Origin of the sequence: Microvirga sp. ACRRW, from assembly GCF_022346925.1 — a bacterium.
GTDB lineage: Bacteria > Pseudomonadota > Alphaproteobacteria > Rhizobiales > Beijerinckiaceae > Microvirga.
In genome coordinates, this window is sequence record NZ_JAKRNJ010000009.1 from 26,609 (window position 1) to 43,121 (window position 16,513).

Annotated in this window: 20 protein-coding genes; 10 read left to right on the top strand and 10 right to left on the bottom strand. The window is 62.9% G+C overall.

All coding sequences use genetic code 11. The annotated features are described in order from the left end of the window. Positions 1–7: 7 nt before the first annotated feature. Positions 8–634: a LysE family translocator gene (locus tag MHY87_RS17085; protein WP_239353779.1), complete on the bottom strand. Its 627-nt coding sequence runs from the start codon at positions 632–634 to the stop codon at positions 8–10. A 184-nt stretch (positions 635–818) separates the two neighbouring features. On the opposite strand from MHY87_RS17085, the gene MHY87_RS17090 reads away from it, so the two are divergent. Then, complete coding sequence (locus tag MHY87_RS17090; RefSeq protein ID WP_239353780.1) at positions 819–2,603, top strand: ABC transporter ATP-binding protein; 1,785 nt, start codon at positions 819–821, stop codon at positions 2,601–2,603. A gap of 43 nt (positions 2,604–2,646) precedes the next feature. Here the strand turns inward: MHY87_RS17090 and MHY87_RS17095 are convergent, their stop codons facing one another. Beyond that, positions 2,647–3,117, bottom strand: coding sequence for a GNAT family N-acetyltransferase (locus MHY87_RS17095; protein ID WP_239353781.1), 471 nt, complete (start codon positions 3,115–3,117; stop codon positions 2,647–2,649). Between the two features lie 90 nt (positions 3,118–3,207). Next, positions 3,208–3,930: a tyrosine-protein phosphatase gene (locus MHY87_RS17100; RefSeq protein WP_239353782.1), complete on the bottom strand. Its 723-nt coding sequence runs from the start codon at positions 3,928–3,930 to the stop codon at positions 3,208–3,210. A gap of 310 nt (positions 3,931–4,240) precedes the next feature. Between MHY87_RS17100 and MHY87_RS17105 the strand changes: the two genes are divergently transcribed. From MHY87_RS17105 to MHY87_RS17140, 8 genes are all read left to right on the top strand, one after another. After that, positions 4,241–4,522: an acyl carrier protein gene (locus MHY87_RS17105; RefSeq protein ID WP_047190190.1), complete on the top strand. Its 282-nt coding sequence runs from the start codon at positions 4,241–4,243 to the stop codon at positions 4,520–4,522. 126 nt (positions 4,523–4,648) lie between these two features. Beyond that, positions 4,649–5,113, top strand: coding sequence for a 3-hydroxyacyl-ACP dehydratase FabZ family protein (locus tag MHY87_RS17110; RefSeq protein WP_239353783.1), 465 nt, complete (start codon positions 4,649–4,651; stop codon positions 5,111–5,113). After that, positions 5,106–6,221 carry a beta-ketoacyl-ACP synthase gene (locus MHY87_RS17115; protein WP_239353784.1) on the top strand — a complete coding sequence of 372 codons (1,116 nt, stop codon included), beginning with the start codon at positions 5,106–5,108 and terminating at the stop codon, positions 6,219–6,221. The genes MHY87_RS17110 and MHY87_RS17115 overlap by 8 nt, the downstream gene beginning before the upstream one ends. Before the next feature lie 11 nt (positions 6,222–6,232). Then, positions 6,233–7,513: a beta-ketoacyl-ACP synthase gene (locus tag MHY87_RS17120; protein WP_239353785.1), complete on the top strand. Its 1,281-nt coding sequence runs from the start codon at positions 6,233–6,235 to the stop codon at positions 7,511–7,513. Between the two features lie 3 nt (positions 7,514–7,516). Beyond that, positions 7,517–8,263, top strand: coding sequence for an SDR family NAD(P)-dependent oxidoreductase (locus tag MHY87_RS17125; protein ID WP_239353786.1), 747 nt, complete (start codon positions 7,517–7,519; stop codon positions 8,261–8,263). 227 nt (positions 8,264–8,490) lie between these two features. Continuing rightward, entirely contained in the window at positions 8,491–9,513 is a 1,023-nt protein-coding gene (locus tag MHY87_RS17130; protein WP_239353787.1) for a zinc-binding dehydrogenase, read from the top strand. Positions 9,514–9,629: 116 nt separating this feature from the next. Then, positions 9,630–10,589 (top strand): lipid A biosynthesis lauroyl acyltransferase, encoded by a 960-nt coding sequence (locus MHY87_RS17135; protein ID WP_370644977.1) that lies wholly within the window; start codon positions 9,630–9,632, stop codon positions 10,587–10,589. Positions 10,590–10,618: 29 nt separating this feature from the next. Further along, positions 10,619–11,356, top strand: a complete 738-nt coding sequence (locus MHY87_RS17140) for a thioredoxin family protein (protein ID WP_239353788.1) — start codon at positions 10,619–10,621, stop codon at positions 11,354–11,356. Positions 11,357–11,359: 3 nt separating this feature from the next. On the opposite strand, the gene MHY87_RS17145 is transcribed toward MHY87_RS17140, so the two are convergent. The 3 genes from MHY87_RS17145 to MHY87_RS17155 are packed head-to-tail and all read right to left on the bottom strand — an operon-like array spanning position 11,360 to position 13,391. After that, a complete protein-coding gene (locus MHY87_RS17145; RefSeq protein ID WP_239353789.1) occupies positions 11,360–11,968 on the bottom strand; it encodes a TPM domain-containing protein in 609 nt (202 codons plus the stop codon). Then, entirely contained in the window at positions 11,969–12,739 is a 771-nt protein-coding gene (locus MHY87_RS17150; protein ID WP_239353790.1) for a YgcG family protein, read from the bottom strand. A 46-nt stretch (positions 12,740–12,785) separates the two neighbouring features. Next, positions 12,786–13,391, bottom strand: a complete 606-nt coding sequence (locus MHY87_RS17155; protein ID WP_370644978.1) for a LemA family protein — start codon at positions 13,389–13,391, stop codon at positions 12,786–12,788. A gap of 145 nt (positions 13,392–13,536) precedes the next feature. Here MHY87_RS17155 and MHY87_RS17160 point away from each other — a divergent pair, with 145 nt between their 5' ends. Continuing rightward, positions 13,537–14,178: a LysE family translocator gene (locus MHY87_RS17160; RefSeq protein ID WP_239353822.1), complete on the top strand. Its 642-nt coding sequence runs from the start codon at positions 13,537–13,539 to the stop codon at positions 14,176–14,178. Here MHY87_RS17160 and MHY87_RS17165 read toward each other — a convergent pair. The 4 genes from MHY87_RS17165 to MHY87_RS17180 form a co-directional block, all read right to left on the bottom strand. Next, on the bottom strand, positions 14,150–14,647 hold the full coding sequence (locus MHY87_RS17165) for a hypothetical protein (protein WP_239353791.1): 498 nt from the start codon (positions 14,645–14,647) through the stop codon (positions 14,150–14,152). The genes MHY87_RS17160 and MHY87_RS17165 overlap by 29 nt on opposite strands. A gap of 7 nt (positions 14,648–14,654) precedes the next feature. Further along, positions 14,655–15,056, bottom strand: a complete 402-nt coding sequence (locus MHY87_RS17170) for a hypothetical protein (RefSeq protein WP_239353792.1) — start codon at positions 15,054–15,056, stop codon at positions 14,655–14,657. A gap of 3 nt (positions 15,057–15,059) precedes the next feature. Continuing rightward, positions 15,060–15,506 carry a hypothetical protein gene (locus MHY87_RS17175; protein WP_239353793.1) on the bottom strand — a complete coding sequence of 149 codons (447 nt, stop codon included), beginning with the start codon at positions 15,504–15,506 and terminating at the stop codon, positions 15,060–15,062. 76 nt (positions 15,507–15,582) lie between these two features. Further along, positions 15,583–16,494: a DUF3829 domain-containing protein gene (locus MHY87_RS17180; protein WP_239353794.1), complete on the bottom strand. Its 912-nt coding sequence runs from the start codon at positions 16,492–16,494 to the stop codon at positions 15,583–15,585. Positions 16,495–16,513: the final 19 nt, after the last annotated feature.

Consider the following 16,513-nt stretch of genomic DNA (forward strand, 5'->3'; position numbering starts at 1 on the left):
GTGAGCTTTAAGCCTGCCCTGCCTTCAGCGCCACGGTGGCGACGCCTGCGCCGATCAGCAGGCTGCCGCCGGCCTTGTTGATGAGGCCGATGGTGCGCGGGTTACGGATGGTATCCCGTGCCCGCGAGGCGATCAGCGCATAGGTGAGAACATTCGCGAAGGCCAGCACCAGGAAAGTCGCGGCGCACACGCTCACCTGCGGCAGGAAGGGAAGCTTCGGGTCGATGAATTGCGGCAGGAAGGCCACGAAGAAGACGAGGCCTTTCGGATTGAGCGCCGTCACGAGCCAGGCATGGCCGAGCATTTTTAGAGCCGATGCGGCATCCTTGCGGGGTGTGACGTCGAGCGAGCCGCCCGCGCGCCAGAGCTTGATGCCGAGCCAGACGATATAGGCGGCCCCGACCCATTTGAGGATCGTGAAGACCGTCGCCGATGCCGCAAGAAGCGCGCCAAGGCCTACCAGCGACAGGATCATGGCCGTGAAATCGCCGAGAGCGACGCCAATCGCCATAGGCAGGGCCGTGCGCCAGCCCTGGCCGAGCGCATAGGACACGACCAGCAGGATGGTCGGCCCCGGAATCACGAGCAGCACGGCGGCAGCGGCGGTAAAGGCGAGCCAGGTTTCGAGCGACATGGTTGTTTTCTCTCTATTGGAGCGAACTCAGCCATAGAATCCTGAACCTGTCGAGAGAGGGCTTAAGTCTCTCGAGAAGCGACAGAACGGGGCCGATCACAGCCCGATCGGGTGGAAAAGTTTGCCGCTGGCGGGCCTTGCGTGGTAACTCGCGGCCCAACATTAAAAGAGTTTCAGGCACGTCATGGCCCGCAAAAGCCTTTTCACAGGCGACACCATTCCCCTGATCGAGCGCCTCTGGCGCGACTGGATGCGTCCGCATGCCAGGACGCTGCTGGCCGTGCTCGTGCTCGTGGTCCTGGTGGCGGGCGCGACGGGACTTTATCCAGTGCTCATCAAGGCGGCGTTCGACGCCTTCGATACGAAGGACGTGACGGCGATCTACCTCGCACCGCTCTTCGTGATCGCGGTCACTTCCGTGAAGGGTTTTTCGCTGCTGGCACTCACCGTTCTCACCAACAAGGTGGTGACGCGCATCGAGGCCGACATGCAGACCAGGCTCTACGGCCATCTGATCGAGGCCGATCTCGCCCAGATCGGGCGCGAGAGCCCGGCAGCTTTGACGCAGCGCTTCACCACCGACTTTACCTTTATCAAGGAGGCGCTGACCCGCCTCTCCACCGTGTTCCTGCGTGAGATCACCACCGTGATCGCGTTGGTGGCGGCGATGATCTGGATCGATCCGATGATGGCGCTGGTGGCGGGTATCACCGTGCCGTTCTTCGCCTATCCGGTCGAAAAGATCGGCCGCAAGCTGCGCCGCGTCGCCTCCTCCATGCAGGAGCAGACCGGACAGATGGCGGGCCTCATCACCGAAAGTCTCGCCGGCACGCGCATCGCCAAGACCTACCGGCTGGAGGGCTACCTCAAGGCCAAGGCCGCGAGCACCTTCGACGAGATCCGCAGGCTTCGCATGAAGGGCGCGAATGCGCGCGGGCGGCTCGATCCGCTGCTCGAAGTGGGCGGCGGCATCGCGGTCGCCGCCGTGCTGGTGCTGATCGGCCAGCGCATTCTCTCGCAGAACAGCACGGTGGGCGATTTCACGGGCTTCGTCAGCGCGTTGCTGCTCGCAGCCCAGCCTATCCGCGCGCTCGGCAATCTCCATGCCATCGTGCAGGAAGCGGCGGCTGCCTTGCAGCGCACCTTCGCCATCATGGATGAAAAGCCGCGCATCCAGGACAAGCCCGATGCCAAGCCGCTTGTGCTCAAAGGCGGCGAGGTGCGTTTTGCCGATCTCACCTTCTCCTATAACGGCGACGGCGCGGCGGTGAGCCACATTGATCTCGTGGCCGAAGCAGGCCGCACGACGGCATTGGTAGGACGCTCCGGTTCGGGCAAGTCGACGCTGCTCTCCCTCGTGCCACGCCTCTACGACGTGACCGGCGGCGCGATCCTGATCGACGGGCAGGACATCCGCGACGTGACGCTGGCAAGCCTGCGCCAGGCCATCGCGGTGGTGAGCCAGGACGTGGTGCTCTTCGACGACACGATCCGCGCCAACATCGCCTTCGGCCGTCCAGGCGCGACGGACGAGGAGATCGTGGAGGCCGCGAAAGCCGCTGCCGCACACGATTTCATCATGAAGCAGCCGGAAGGCTACGACACGGTTGTCGGTCCCGCTGGCGGACGCTTGTCGGGCGGCGAGCGCCAGCGTGTGTCGCTGGCCCGTGCTTTCCTGAAAAACGCGCCGATCCTGCTGCTGGATGAGGCGACGAGCGCCCTCGATTCGGAATCCGAGCGCTTGGTGCAGGATGCAATCCGCAAGTTGATGAAAGGCCGTACGACGCTGGTGATCGCCCATCGTCTCTCGACGGTGCGCGACGCGGACACGATCGTGGTGATGGAAGCAGGCCGTATCGTGGAAATGGGATCGCACGATGCGTTGATCGCGAAGGCGGGAGCCTATGCGCGTCTGCACCGGCTGCAGCTGTCGGACGATAGTCAGGTTGATCTGGCTGCTTCATCTTGATCGATGATGGCGGAGCTTCAATCCTCGCGAGTGAGGCTTCAGGCTAGTCGATCATATCGGCGAGCTTGTTCAGCTCTGCCCCTTCGAGTTCAAAGGCGATCTTCTCGGAGCCCTTTGCACCCAAGCCTTCATAGAAGGTGCGGGCCGCTGTGTTGTGGATACCTGTGTTCCACTCCATCCAAGTGCACCCTTTGTCGCGGCAGTCACGGGCGACAAAAGCCATGAGTTGCTTTGCAAGGCCAAGGCGTCGGAACGACGATCCGACATAGATCTGCTGAAGATAGGCGAAGGATCTTAGCCCCGCCACCGGATAGAGAAAGCCATAAGTCGCAAAGGCAGCCACTTGATCGTTAGCTAGCGCGACGAGAATATGGACGTTCTTGGCTTGCTTGACGATGTCGTCCCTCACAGAGCCTTGGACGGCAAGTGGTCTGCTGTAGAACTCCACCATTTCCATCATGAGCGCGGCAAGATTGTCCGCATCGCTTTCCTCAAAGCGCCTCACGATGATCATGGATTAGCCCCTGCTTCAATGTTGCAGAGGCAACAAACTCCTTCCCTCACAAGATCACAAGGCGAAAGAATCGTTTGAGTGAAAAAACCACTACTCCCGCCGCATAACCCGGTCGACCAGAAGATTCGACCAGAAGCCGGGACGGAATTCCTGCTCCAGCCTCTTGGAATCGTAGGTGGTCTCGAGCCAGGTCAGGAAGGGCATGCCCTTGGCCTCGCCCTCGCGGCGGTACATGTCGAAGAAGGCATCCAGGATGCCGGTCTTCGAGAAGCGGAAATGGCCATAGCGCATGTGGAGCTGCTTTTGGGCTTCGTCCACGCTCTCGCCCTCATGGACGATGAGGTAGAGCGCGGCCATGAAGCCCGCCCGGTCCGCGCCCGATTTGCAGTGCATCACCGCCGGGTATTCCACGCCCTCGAAGAACTCCTTGGCCTTCAGCAGGGTCTTGCGGTCCGGGGCGCCACGGGAGCGCACCACGAATTCGGTCAGGTGGATGCCGAGCCGCTCGCAGGTTTCCTTCTGGAGCTGCCAGGAGCCGTGCTCTCGCCCGCCGCGCAGGTTGACGATGGTGCGTACGCCCTGTTTGGCGAGCGTCTCGATTTGGTGCGGGGCAGGCTGGGCTGTGCGCCAGAGCCGCTCGGACACCCGGTGCTTGTTCAGGTAGATGAGCCGGAAGACCCCGTGATCGACCAGCAGCATGTTGGCCCAGGCGCGCAGGCGGCCGAGCGTTCCCTCGATGGGCTTGTTCCATCGGGCGATGCGGGCCATGCGGCGGGCACGGCGGATGGCAGGCTTGCGGAACCTGTTGAGCACGTGGGTCCAGTCTGAAAACTTAAATCCGGGGCAGTAGCCTTAAGCCCTCAACGACTTAAGGCGGGCTCTTATTCACCATGGAGGCCGAAGAATCAATCGCCTGCCTCTTAACCTTTGCCGTAGGTTCAGGTGAGTTACGGGGCGCTCAAGTCACGGAAATGTAACCAATCGGTTGCCGCTGAGGTCCCTGTCGTGTAAGGGGAGCGTTCCAATTCAACCCTCCTTGACGAGAAGAGCGGCTGGATCTGGGCCCGATACGGTCCGGCGGCAGCGGAATCGTCAAGACTCAAGCCATTCAGGAGAGCGGCGCATGTCGTCCACCTTCGAGACCGTCGCCGGCATCATTTCCGAGACCGCCGACATCCCGCGCGACCAGATCACCCCCGAGAGCCATGCCATCGAGGATCTGGGCATCGACTCGCTCGCTTTCCTCGATATCGCGTTTGCCATCGACAAGGCCTTCGGGATCAAGCTGCCCCTCGAGCAGTGGACCCAGGAAGTGAACGAGGGCAAGGCTCCGGCCGAGGAATACTTCGTTCTCAAGAACCTTGTGGCGCGCATCGATGCGCTCGTGGCCGCCAAGCAGGCCTAAAAACAACAACTTACCCGGCGGGCAGGCTCGATAAGCCTGTCCGGAGAGGCGATCCATTCAAGAGCCCCGCCTCATGGATTCCTTTTCCTGTCCCACCCGCCGGAAGCGATACGGACCAGGACCGGGATGCGCCTCGAATACTTTGAAATGATCGACCGGGTGGTGCTGCTCGACCGCGATGCGAAGCGGATCGAGGTGACCTCCACCGTGCCCCAGGAAAGCCCCGTCTTCGAGGGCCATTTCCCCGGCCATCCCCTCGTCCCCGGCGTCCTTCTCACCGAGACCATGGCCCAGGCTTCCGGCTATCTCGTGCTGGGCCTCATGGGCTTCACCCACATGCCGTTCCTCATGGCCGTCGACAAGGCGCGCTTCCGCACCTTCGTGGGCCCCGGCACGGTGCTGACCGTCCAGGCGCAGCTGGAGCACGAAGGCTCGGGCTATGCGGTGACGAAGGCCAAGATCCTGGCCGAGGGCAAGCCGATCTGCGATGCTGAGCTCAGGTTCAGGATCATGCCCTTCCCGGAAGGCATGGACGGTCAGATGCGCGCGCAAGCCAAGCGCATCGGCCTGGAGGAGGCGCTCAATGCGTGACGTCGTCATCACCGGTATCGGCATCGTCTCCTGTGCGGGAGAGGGGCTGGACGTGCATCTCTCCGCGCTCTCGGGCACCCCGAACACGGATTCCGAGACTTTCGCGCCGTTCCCGGTCCATCCGGTCGCAGCCCTCGAATGGGACCGTCAAATCCCGAAGAAATCCGATCAGCGGCAGATGGAAGCCTGGCAGAAGCTCGGCTGCTATGCGGCGGGCCTTGCCCTTGATTCAGCTGGCGCGAAGGAAGATGCGGACCTGAAGGGCCGCATGCAGCTCATCGTCTCGGCGGGCGGCGGCGAGCGCGATTACGCGGTCGACGGGCAGATCCTCACGGGCCTGCGCGGCGCCGAAAATCCGGGCGTGTTCCTCAACGAGCGGCTGATGGGCGATCTGCGCCCCACGCTCTTCCTCGCGCAGCTCTCCAACCTGCTCGCGGGCAACATCTCCATCGTGCACGGCGTTACGGGCGGCTCGCGCACTTTCATGGGCGAGGAATCGAGCGGCGTCGACGCGATCCGCATCGCGAAAGAGCGCATCGCTTCCGGCCAGGACGACATCTTCCTCGTGGGCGGCGCTTACAACGCAGAACGCCCCGACGTTCTCTTGATCTACGAAATGGGCAGCTTCCTCTGGAAGAAGCCGTATGCACCGGTGTGGTCGCGCGGACCTGAAGGCGGCATGATCCTCGGCTCGGCCGCCTGCTTCCTCGTGCTCGAATCCCGCGAGCATGCGGAGAAGCGCGGCGCGAAGCCGCTGGCTGCGCTTGCAGGCATTGCCTCCGATCGTTCGCGCCGCGAGCCCGGCAGCGTCGAGCAGTCGCTCCACAATCTGTCCAAGCAGCTCGGTGCCAAGCCCGACGTCGTGATTTCCGGCGCCACCGGCGTGAAGGGCATCACGGAAGAAGAACAGGCCGCGCTGAAGGACATAGCTCCCGGTGCTGCGGTGCATGCGACCGGCGACGTGATCGGCCATGCCATGGAAGCGCAGGCGCCTGCAGGCGTTGCGCTGGCAGCGGGTCTGATCGCGACCGGCAAGGCGTCGGATGCACTCGTGACGTCCGTCGGACACTGGCGCGGCGAAGGCGCATTGCGCGTCACCAAGGCTTGAAGGAGAACGGCATGGCGCTTCGCGACAAACAGGGCCGTCCGCTCGTGGCCGTCACCGGCATGGGCGTGGTCACCTCCCTCGGGCAGGGCAAGGATGCTACCTGGGCCGCGCTGACGGCAGGCAAGTCCGGCATTCACCGCATCAACCGCTTCCCGACGGAAGGCCTGCGCACCACGATTGCAGGCACCATCGACTTCATCGACGTGGAGCCCTTCTGCGCGCCGATGCTCTCCGAGCGTCTGGCGATGATGGCCGCTGAAGAAGCCGTCGGCCAGTCGGGTCTTGCGCAAACTGAATTTCCCGGCGCACTCTTCATCGCCGTTCCGCCCGTCGAGATGGAATGGCCGCAGCGCGAAGCGCTCGCCAAGGCCTCTGGTCAAGATGGAGATGTCACTTACAAAGATTTGCTGAAGGCCGCGGCCACCGGCGAGTTCAAGAAGTGGCACGATCTTTTCATCTTCGGCACGGTTGCTGATCGCGTTGCCGACAAGTTCGGCACGAAGGGCTCGCCGATTTCTCTCTCCACCGCCTGCTCGTCGGGCGCCACCGCCATCCAGCTCGGCGTCGAGGCGATCCGCCGCGGCGAGACGGATGCCGCGCTCTGCATCGGCACCGACGGTTCGGTAAATCCGGAATCGCTCATCCGCTTCTCGCTGCTCTCCGCGCTCTCGACGCAGAATGAGAATCCGGAAGGCGCATCGAAGCCGTTCTCGAAGAACCGCGACGGTTTCGTGATGGGCGAGGGCGGTGCTGCCCTCGTGCTCGAAAATGCCGAGAGCGCGAAGGCGCGCGGCGCAAAGATCCTCGGTTACGTTCTCGGTTGCGGCGAGAAGGGCGACAACTTCCATCGTACGCGCTCCTCGCCGGATGGTTCACCCGCGATTGCGGCGCTCAAGCAGGCGCTCGACGATGCAGGCGTAACGCCCGACGACATCGACTACATCAACGCGCACGGCACTTCGACGCCTGAGAACGACAAGATGGAAGCCATGAGCTGCACCGCCGTGCTCGGCGAGCGCATGGCACGTCTTCCGATCTCGTCGAACAAGTCGATGATCGGCCACACGCTCACCGCCGCAGGCGCGGTGGAGGCCGTGATGTCGCTGCTCACACTCTCGACGGGCCGCATTCCGCCGACGATCAACTACCAGGTGCCTGATCCCGCGATCCCGCTCGATGTGGTGCCGAACGTCGCGCGCGATGCGAATGTGAAATACGTGCTTTCGAATTCCTTCGGTTTCGGCGGCCAGAACACCTGCCTCGTCTTCGGGGCCGAGCCCAAGGGGGCTTAAAACATGACACGCGTTTTGGTGACGGGCGGCGGCAAGGGCGTCGGCGCGGCAATCGTCCGGGCTCTCGTGGCCGCAGGCCATGACGTGGATTTCACCTATCGCTCGTCCGGTGACGCTGCAAAAGCCCTCGCCGATGAGTTGATGCAGGCCAATCCCGGCCGCATCATCAAGGCGCATGAGGTGGATCTCGCCGACAAGGCGGCGCTCGAATCCTTCTGCGAGATGCTGGAGGGAGAGAGCTTCTTCGGGCTCATTCACAATGCGGGTCAGCCCTACGATGCGCTCGCCGCGATGATGCAGCAGGACAAGGCTGAAGCCGCCATGCAGGTGAATTTCTGGTCGCTGACGCGCATCGCCAAGTCGCTCATGCGCGGCATGATCCGCGCCAAGGCGGGCCGCATCGTCGCCATCGGCTCGGTCGCCGCGCTTCAGGGCAATCCCGGTAACGCAGCCTATGCGGCCTCCAAGGGCGCGCTCATCTCCTATTGCCGCACGCTCGCCGTCGAGACCGGAAAGCGCAACGTCACCGTCAACGTGATCGCGCCGGGCTTCATCGACACGGACATGATGGCCCCTTACGCGGCCTATCGCGAGAACATGGAAAAGCAGATTCCCTCAGGGCGCTTCGCGAAGCCGGAAGAGATCGCAGGCCTCGCGGCGTTTCTTCTGTCCGAGCCCGCCGCCTACATCACCGGCGCGGTGCTTCCCATCGACGGCGGCCTGACCTCGATGCTGGGCGTGCATCGGTAAAACCCCAAGCGTCATCCCGGGGCTGCGAAGCAGAACCCGGGATCGCAGGACAAGAATGGCGCTTCGTCCTGAAAACGATCCCGGATCGGCAGCGCCGTCCGGGATGACCCTTGGAAATAGCGCTGGACCTTGCCATTCCCCCGCTCGCCCTTTAAGCCGCCGGAAACAGATTTCTCCGTTGCCGCCGCGTCTTATGCTGGCCGCAACGCCGACCAGGATTGTTGTCCATGCGCTCCCTTCAGCTTTTCGGCGACCGTGACACTCGCATCACCGAGATGGAGGCCCCGCCGCCGCCCGCCGCCGGCGAGGTGCAGGTACGGGTCAAGGCGCTGGGGCTGAACTACCTCGATGTCTGGGGCTTTCGCGGCATGGCGTTCGCCAAGCGCAAGATGCCTCAAGCTGTGGGCGTGGAGGCGGCTGGCGAGATCGCGGCGGTGGGCGAGGGCGTGTCCCGGTTCAAGGTGGGCGATCCGGTGACCATGTACGGCGCCGAGACCTGCGGCCATTGCAGCGCCTGCCGGAAGGGCTGGGACAATCTCTGCGAGAACGTCAAGGGCATCATGGGCTTCCATATCGACGGCTTCGCCCGAGAGCTGATCAACCGCCCCGAGCGCCTCGTGATCCCGGTGCCGAAGGGTGTCTCATTCGAGCAGGCCGCATGCGCACCCATCGGCTTCGGCACGGTGCAGCACATGCTGTTCGACAACGCCAAGTTGGAGCCCGGCGAGTCGATCCTCGTCCATGCGGGCGGCTCCGGCATCGGCACGGCGGCGATCAAGATGGCCAAGGCCATCGGCTGCACGGTCTATACGACCGTGGGCGACGACGAGAAGGGCGAGAAGGCGAAGGCCCTCGGCGCGGATTACGTAATCAACTACCGCAAGGAGCGCTTCGAGGGCGAGGTGCGCATGCTCACCAAGCGCAAGGGCGTCGACGTGGTGTTCGAGCATGTGGGCGCGGAGACCTGGAACGGCAGCTTGCTGTGCCTCAAGCGCGGTGGGCGGCTCGTGACCTGCGGTTCCACCTCGGGCGTCTCCACCACCATGAACCTGATGCAGCTCTTCCAGCAGCAATACCGGATCTTCGGCTCCTTCGGCTGCCGGATCGAGAATATCGCGCAGTCCCTGGAGAAGATGGCTCAGGGCATGATCCCGGTGATCGACTCGGTGTTCCCGCTCGACGACTTCCAGAAGGGTCTAGAGCGTCTGGAAGGCCGCAAGGTCTTCGGCAAGGTCATCGTGACCTTCTGATCCTCTGCCGCCCCCTGGTACAGGCCGCCCTGCAACCATAGATCTTGACGAAACGGGCTCCTCGCGGAAAACACGCGGGCAGCCTTTTTCCTTTTCTCCATTCGGAACTCCTCAACGTGCAGCCCTCCAACCGCCCCCGCAGCCTTCTTTCACGTCTCACCGAGACGGTGATGGTCGGCGTCGTGCGCGGCGTGTTCGCCTTCTCGCGGGCCCTCGGCCCGGAGCGCTCGGGAGCCTTCGGTGCAGGCCTCGCCCGCACTTTTGGGCCCTTGCTCAAGGCGCATAAGACGGCGCTCGCCAATATCCGCGCCGCCTATCCTGAGAAGTCCGAGGCCGAGGTGAAGGCGCTCGCGATGGCAGCCTGGGACAATCTCGGCCGCACGGGCGGGGAATATCCTCACTTAAGCAATCTGTTCGATTTCGACCCCGACAGCACCGTGCCCGGCCGCACGGAAGTCGACGGCATCGAGCATTTCCTCGCGCTTCGCGACGATGGCAAGCCGGGCCTCGTCTTTTCCGCCCATCTGGCGAATTGGGAGCTGCCTGCCATCTGCGCGGCGCGCTTCGGCCTCGATACCACGGCAGTGTTTCGCGCGCCCAACGATCCGGCCATCGCGCGGGTGATTCACGAGATCCGCAGCGAAACCATGGGCAACCTGGAAGCAGCCCGCCAGGGCGCGGCCTTCGCCATGCAAGGGGCGCTGGAAAAGGGCGGGCATCTCGGCATGCTTATCGACCAGCACTTCACCCGCGGCGTGCTGGTGGATTTTATGGGACGCAAGGCGCTCGTGAACCCAATCCTCGGCAAATTCGCCCGCAATTTCGACTGTCCGGTCCATGGCGTGCGCGTGATCCGGTTGCCGAACCATCGCTTCCGCCTGCAGCTGACGCCGCCCCTCGACCTGCCGCGCGACCCCGACGGGCAGATCAACGTGCAGGGCGCCATGCAGGCCATGACCTCGGTGGTGGAGGAATGGGTGCGAGAGAACCCCGAGCAGTGGCTATGGATGCACCGCCGCTGGCGGGTTCCAGCCAAAGTCGAAGGCGAAGTTCAAGGTAAAGTGAGTTCCCCTTGAGCCGGGCTTGGTGTTTCATGCCGGGCATCATGGTGTCACGACTGAAAATTGCACTGGTGGCCGCCGGTCTGGCCGCTCTCCTCCAGCCTGCTCTCGCGGAGCCTCCCCGGGCGGTCGTGGAGCTGTTCACCAGCCAAGGCTGCTCCAACTGCCCGCCTGCGGACGCGCTGCTGGTCGAGTATGCCCAGAAGCACGATATCGTGGCGCTCTCCTTTCCGGTGAACTACTGGGATTATCTCGGCTGGAAGGACACCCTGGCCCATACCGAATTCACGGCCCGGCAGAAGGATTACGCCCACGCCCGCAGTGACCGCCAGGTCTTCACGCCTCAGATGATCGTGAACGGCAAGAAATCCTGCATCGGCTCCGACCGCGCTCAGATCGAGAATGCGATCCAGATGACCCTGAAGGGCCGCTCGACCCTTCCTGTTGATGTCAATGTGAGCGAAGAGAACGGCACGGTTACCGTTTCCGTGAAGGAGATCGCCGAGCCCGCTCGGCGGGAGGCCCTCGTGTGGGTGCTCCCCGTTCTGCGCTCGCAGACCGTGCCCATCGAGCGCGGCGAGAACAAGGGTCGGACCGTCACCTATGCCAATGTGGTGCGCGGCTTGAAGCGCATCGGCGAATGGAATGGCGGCTCCGCCCGCTTCGAGGTGCCCGCCGAGACGGCCCGCGGCGGCGCGGACGGCTATGTGGTGCTGCTCCAGACCGCGCAGGACGACAAACCCAGCGTGATCCTGGGCGCCGCGAAGGGTCCGGGGCTCTAAACCCTAGAGAATCACCACCTTGTTCGGCAGCTCGTTCGTGTCGTGCGCCTGCGGCGGTGCGTGCTCGGCGAGGATGGCGCCTGCGCGCTGCACGGCCTGAAGGAGCCCGTCGCCTGGCCTGTCCTGGCGGATCGCCGCGATCAGCTCGCCGATAATGGCTTCCCACACACCTGGGCCTGCACGGTCCGCGATGCCGATATCGGCGATGATCTCGGCATAATGTTCAGCGGCTGCCACATAGATCAGAACGCCGGTCCGCCCTTGCGTGCGAGACAGCCCGTGGCTCGCGAATTCCCGTAAGGCCGCCTCATGCGCCCGCGCCCGTTTGATGCTGGGCGGGATGAGAGCGAGATGAACGGCAGGCCAGGCGAGAACGACGTTGAGCGCCACGGCCACGATGAGCTGGATCAGGAAAATCCGCGAGGGGCCGAGATCCGTGAACCAGATCAGCGGCCATGCCGTGATGAGTGCCACGAACAGGGCGAACAGCGCGGGAATCGCGCGGTATTCGTTCGCCTGGCGCGCCACTACTACGACGATCTCGCCGGAGGTGCCTTTCTCCGCCTCATGAATGGCCTGCGAGAGCCGGTGCTTTTCCTGTTCTGAAATCATCTACCAGCTCCCCGAAGCCCCGCCGCCGCCCGACGAGCCGCCGCCGCCCGAAAAGCCTCCGCCGCCCGAGCCGCCCGACCAGCCTCCACCCCCGCCGGACCAGCCGCTGCCGGTCGTGATGATCCAGGGACTTGAGCCGCGCCGGCCCCGAACGCCCGGCTGCTTCCCGCGCATGGCGCGAAACAGCTGGAACAGGATGAAGCCGATGATCAGGAGCGTGATGATCGTATCCATGGTGGAGGAGGGATCCTCCCGCACCTCAGCGCGTCGCTGCCATTGTTCCGCGTCGCCCGTGAGGATCGAGAGGATGGCGTCCACGCCCGCATCAATGCCGCCCGCGAAATTTCCCTTCTGGAATTGCGGGGCGATCGCCGTGGTGATGATAACCTTCGAGAGCGCATCGGTGAGCGCGCCCTCCAACCCATAGCCGACCTCGATGCGCACCTTGCGGTCATTGGGGGCGACCAGCAGCAGCGCGCCGTTGTTGTTCTTCTTCTGCCCGAGCTGCCAGGTGCGGAAGAGCCGGTTGGCATAATCCTCGATGCTCGTGCCCTCCAACGATGAAACGGTCGCGACCACGACCTGATCGGAGGTCTTGTCCTCGTAGGCTTTGAGCTTGGTCTCAATCGCGGCGCGGTCCTCAGCCTTCAGAATGTTCGCCTGATCGACCACGCGGCCGGTGAGGGGAGGGAAAGTTTGGGCGAGAGCTGCGAACGGTGAAACGATGAGGAAGAGCGAAAGCAGAAGTGCAGCAACGTGGTTCAGCCGCATCCGTTCTCCATGAATGGAGGCAAAGAAGCCTGCCCTCGTCATTCCCTTAGAACTTCACTTCCGGCGGCCTGTCGGAGCCGGCGGTGGCCGTGAAGGTCTCCATGGGCTTGGCGTCCGGATAGACGATGGCGGCGATCCAGCGGCCCGGAATGGTGCGCAGCTCCGTGTTGTAGGCCTGCACGGAAGAAATGTAGTCGCGCCGCGCCACCGCGATGCGATTCTCGGTGCCCTCGAGCTGCGATTGCAGCGCCAGGAAGTTGGCGTTGGACTTCAGCTCGGGATAGCGCTCGACGGTGGCGAGCAGGCGGCCCAGCGCGCCGGAGAGCTGGCCTTGCGCTTCCTGGAACTGTCGGAACTTTTCCGGGTCGGTGACGGTGGAGGCGTCCACCTGGATCTGCGTGGCCTTGGCGCGGGCTTCGACAACCTGGGTCAGAACCTCGCGCTCCTGCTGGGCAAAGCCCTTCACGGTCTCGACGAGGTTGGGAATGAGGTCGGTGCGGCGCTGGTACTGGTTCTGCACCTCGCTCCACGCAGCTTTGGCTTGCTCTTCGAGGGTCGGCACATTGTTGATCCCGCAGGCGGACAGGCCGAGGGCCAGCGCCATTCCGGTCAGGGCGATGCGGATGCGTGTGCGCAGGGGCGAAGCCTTCATGTCTGTCTTTCTCGCGAAGCTTTGTTTCAAGACCGTGGTCGGGTTCAACAAATGGGGCAATACGCGCGCTTCAACAAGACGTTTTCGGCTGGCCGCGAACAGGGGATTGGGGCATGATCCGGCTGCCGATTCCGAGGTAAAACCCATGGATTTCCTGCCTAGCTCAAGCATTCTGCTGACTTATTCGCTCGCCTGCTTCGTGCTTTTTATCACGCCTGGACCGGATATGAGCCTGTTTCTGGCCAAAACCATGTCGGGCGGACGAAAGGCGGGCATGGCTTCCATGACGGGTGCCATGGCGGGAAGCGTCGTCCATACGCTGCTCGCGGCCTTGGGCCTTTCCGCCCTGCTGGCCGCCTCCGTCACGGCCTTCACGATCCTCAAGGTTGTCGGTGCGCTCTATCTTCTGTGGATGGCTTTTGACGCCGTGCGCCATGGCTCTGCGCTTTCCCTGAAGGACGAAGGCCGCGTCGAGGTCTCGTTCTGGAAGACCTTTTTCATGGGCGTCGGCATCAATCTCACGAACCCGAAGATCGTCCTGTTCTTCGTGACCTTTCTGCCGCAATTCGTCGATGCGAGCGATCCGCATGCCGCCGACAAGCTGCTGTTCCTGGGCCTCTACTTCATCGCGTTCACGGGACCCATGGGCGCCATCATGATCCTGGGTGCGGAAAAGATGATCGCGCTCCTCCGTAACCATCCGAAGGTGATGCGGGGAATCGATTATTCCTTCGCTGGTCTGTTCGGCGCCTTCGCGCTCAAGATCCTGACGGCGTCTGCGAGATAGAGTGCGAACGTCCGCCCGCATCTCTGCCCGCGATGGCCCAATAGACGAAGCCCGACACCGTACCGGTGAGGCCGAGGATCGCGCTTACATGCAGCTCAGCGGGGTTGGCCACACGCGTCGCGCCGCGCAAGATCCACGGCACTGAGGCGGTGAGCACGCCGGTGGCGAGCGCATACCAGATGAGACTGCGCATCTTCAAAACCTCGCTGATCACAGCGATCACCAGAGGCGGCAGCACGAGCAGCGTGAACATGATGCGCCCCACGCTCAGCATGGCCTCCGCGACGATGGGGCCGGGATCGTCGGACGAGAACACCGCATCCACGAGGTTCCAGAATCCCACGAACAGCGTCTCGCCCGTCAGCGTCGCCATGAGCGGATCGATCAGGGAGGCGAGAAAGAAGAACAGGCTGCTCATGCCGATGGCGATGAGAAGCGCGAAGGGGATCAGGAGAAGCCAGCGGATCATGGAGGTATTATAGGGTAGGAGTTTGCGGACGTCCTCCTGTTGCTATCAACCAATAAACCCAACCACAAACAGCCCCGCACAAGCCCCCTAATGGTGGAAGTTCCCATCCCTGCTCGATACCGGCGAGGACAAGCCCGCTTACAAGAGAAAATCCGAAGAGGCCTCCTCCAAAGAAGCTGCAGTGCATTGAATGGCATCTCAGGAAAGCCAGGAAGAGGACCAGCAGCACAGACAGCAGAAGAAGTGGGATGAAGAAGTGAAGGTAAATGACCGTGCCTAATACCAAGATTTCGATAAGAGTCTTGAAGACATTGATTTGGAAGCCTCCCGAAGCGGCGATGTCAAAGAGCTGGATGATGTAGGCGCATGCAAGACTCGTTGCGAAGATAGCCAAAAGCTGACGCGCCATCCCTTACATCGCCTTCTGATGAAGAAGATCGGCATCATCTGCTTGTTTGCGCAAGGCGATGCGCCAATAGATCCAGCCGCAGATAGCGCCTGAAACAAAGCAGCCCAAGAAAAGCGGCCATTCATCCTGCATATCGGACGCCGCGAAAAAGGCCCCGAAGCACAAACCTATGAGCGAACCCAGGCAGACGGGGAGGGCAGACCTTTCGGCCTTGATGGCATGCAGGATCAAGGCGGCGATGGAGAACGCGAGGATAAGAGGCAGACCATAAATAAGCAGGCCGAGAGAGCCGAACGTCAGCACCAGGATGAAACCCTCGATAATGTCCGGCGCGTACAATGAATGTGAGGAATGCGAAGATCCGAACACGCCTTGAATCAGGAGAGAGAGCGTCCCTAAGTAAGGCGCTGCCGCGGAGGCCGCGAGTATGCCGGTGATGGGGCGTTTCATGTGTGTCCTTCACCTTGGGTCGCGTGCCTGACGCAGCACGATCGTGCTGCGGGCCGCATCCGCGGAAGCTCTCTCGTCAGTTGGCCAGGTTGTTGGCGGTGCCGACCAACGCGTTATAGGCGTTGACGACCGATTGAAGCTTCTGGCCTCCGCCCCGGCGGACATCGCCCTTTACGGGCTTGATCGCGTCGCGAAACTCGCGTGACGCGGCCAGGAAGGATTGCACCGGACCCTCGAGGCTCTTGAGAGCTTCCGGATCGGACTTCCTGTAATCGTCGAAATCCTTGGAGGCGGTGGCAAACAGGCTCACATTGGCCTCGAAGGCGGCGACATCGACGACGGGGGCCTCGTTGCTCGGCATGCGGTCGATGATGCGCTGGGCTGCCAGCATCAGGTTGGTGCGATGCCAATTGGCCTTCCTGCCCTCGCTCTGCTCGATGGCGGCAAGCTCTTTCTGAGCGAGTTTCGTCTGCTCGACCTGGAAGGCCTGCTCCACCTTCTCGCGGGCCGCCAGAAAGGCCGCGGCAGCCGGCACGAGCCGCGTGTGGATCTGCTTTCCGCGCGCCAGATTGTCGTCGAGATAATCCTTGCGCTCGTAATAGGTGTTGGCCTCGTCGACGATGGGCGCAAGCTGCGAATAGGCCTCGATATAGGCCTTCATGCTGGCATCGAGATCCGCAAGCTTCGGCTCCGTATTGAGAGCCTTCGATGCGTCCGCGACGAGCTTTGTCACATCGTAGAGTTGGTAGAGGCCGAAAGCCCGGTTCGTGTTCACGGGGCCCTTGTCCATGTCGACCCAGCTCTTGTAGCGCGCAATGGATTCACTCGCCCGCATCGTCCGGTTCATCAGCGCCACATAGGCGTTCATTTTGCCGGTGACGGCTTGAAGCGCGGCTGCGTCCGCCTGCTGCTGTGCTGCATTGGGGGCTTGGGCGTGGGCCACGGCTGACACGCTCAGGAAAGCGGCAACGAGAAGAGAGCGGATCATGACATGGGGTCCTTCAGGC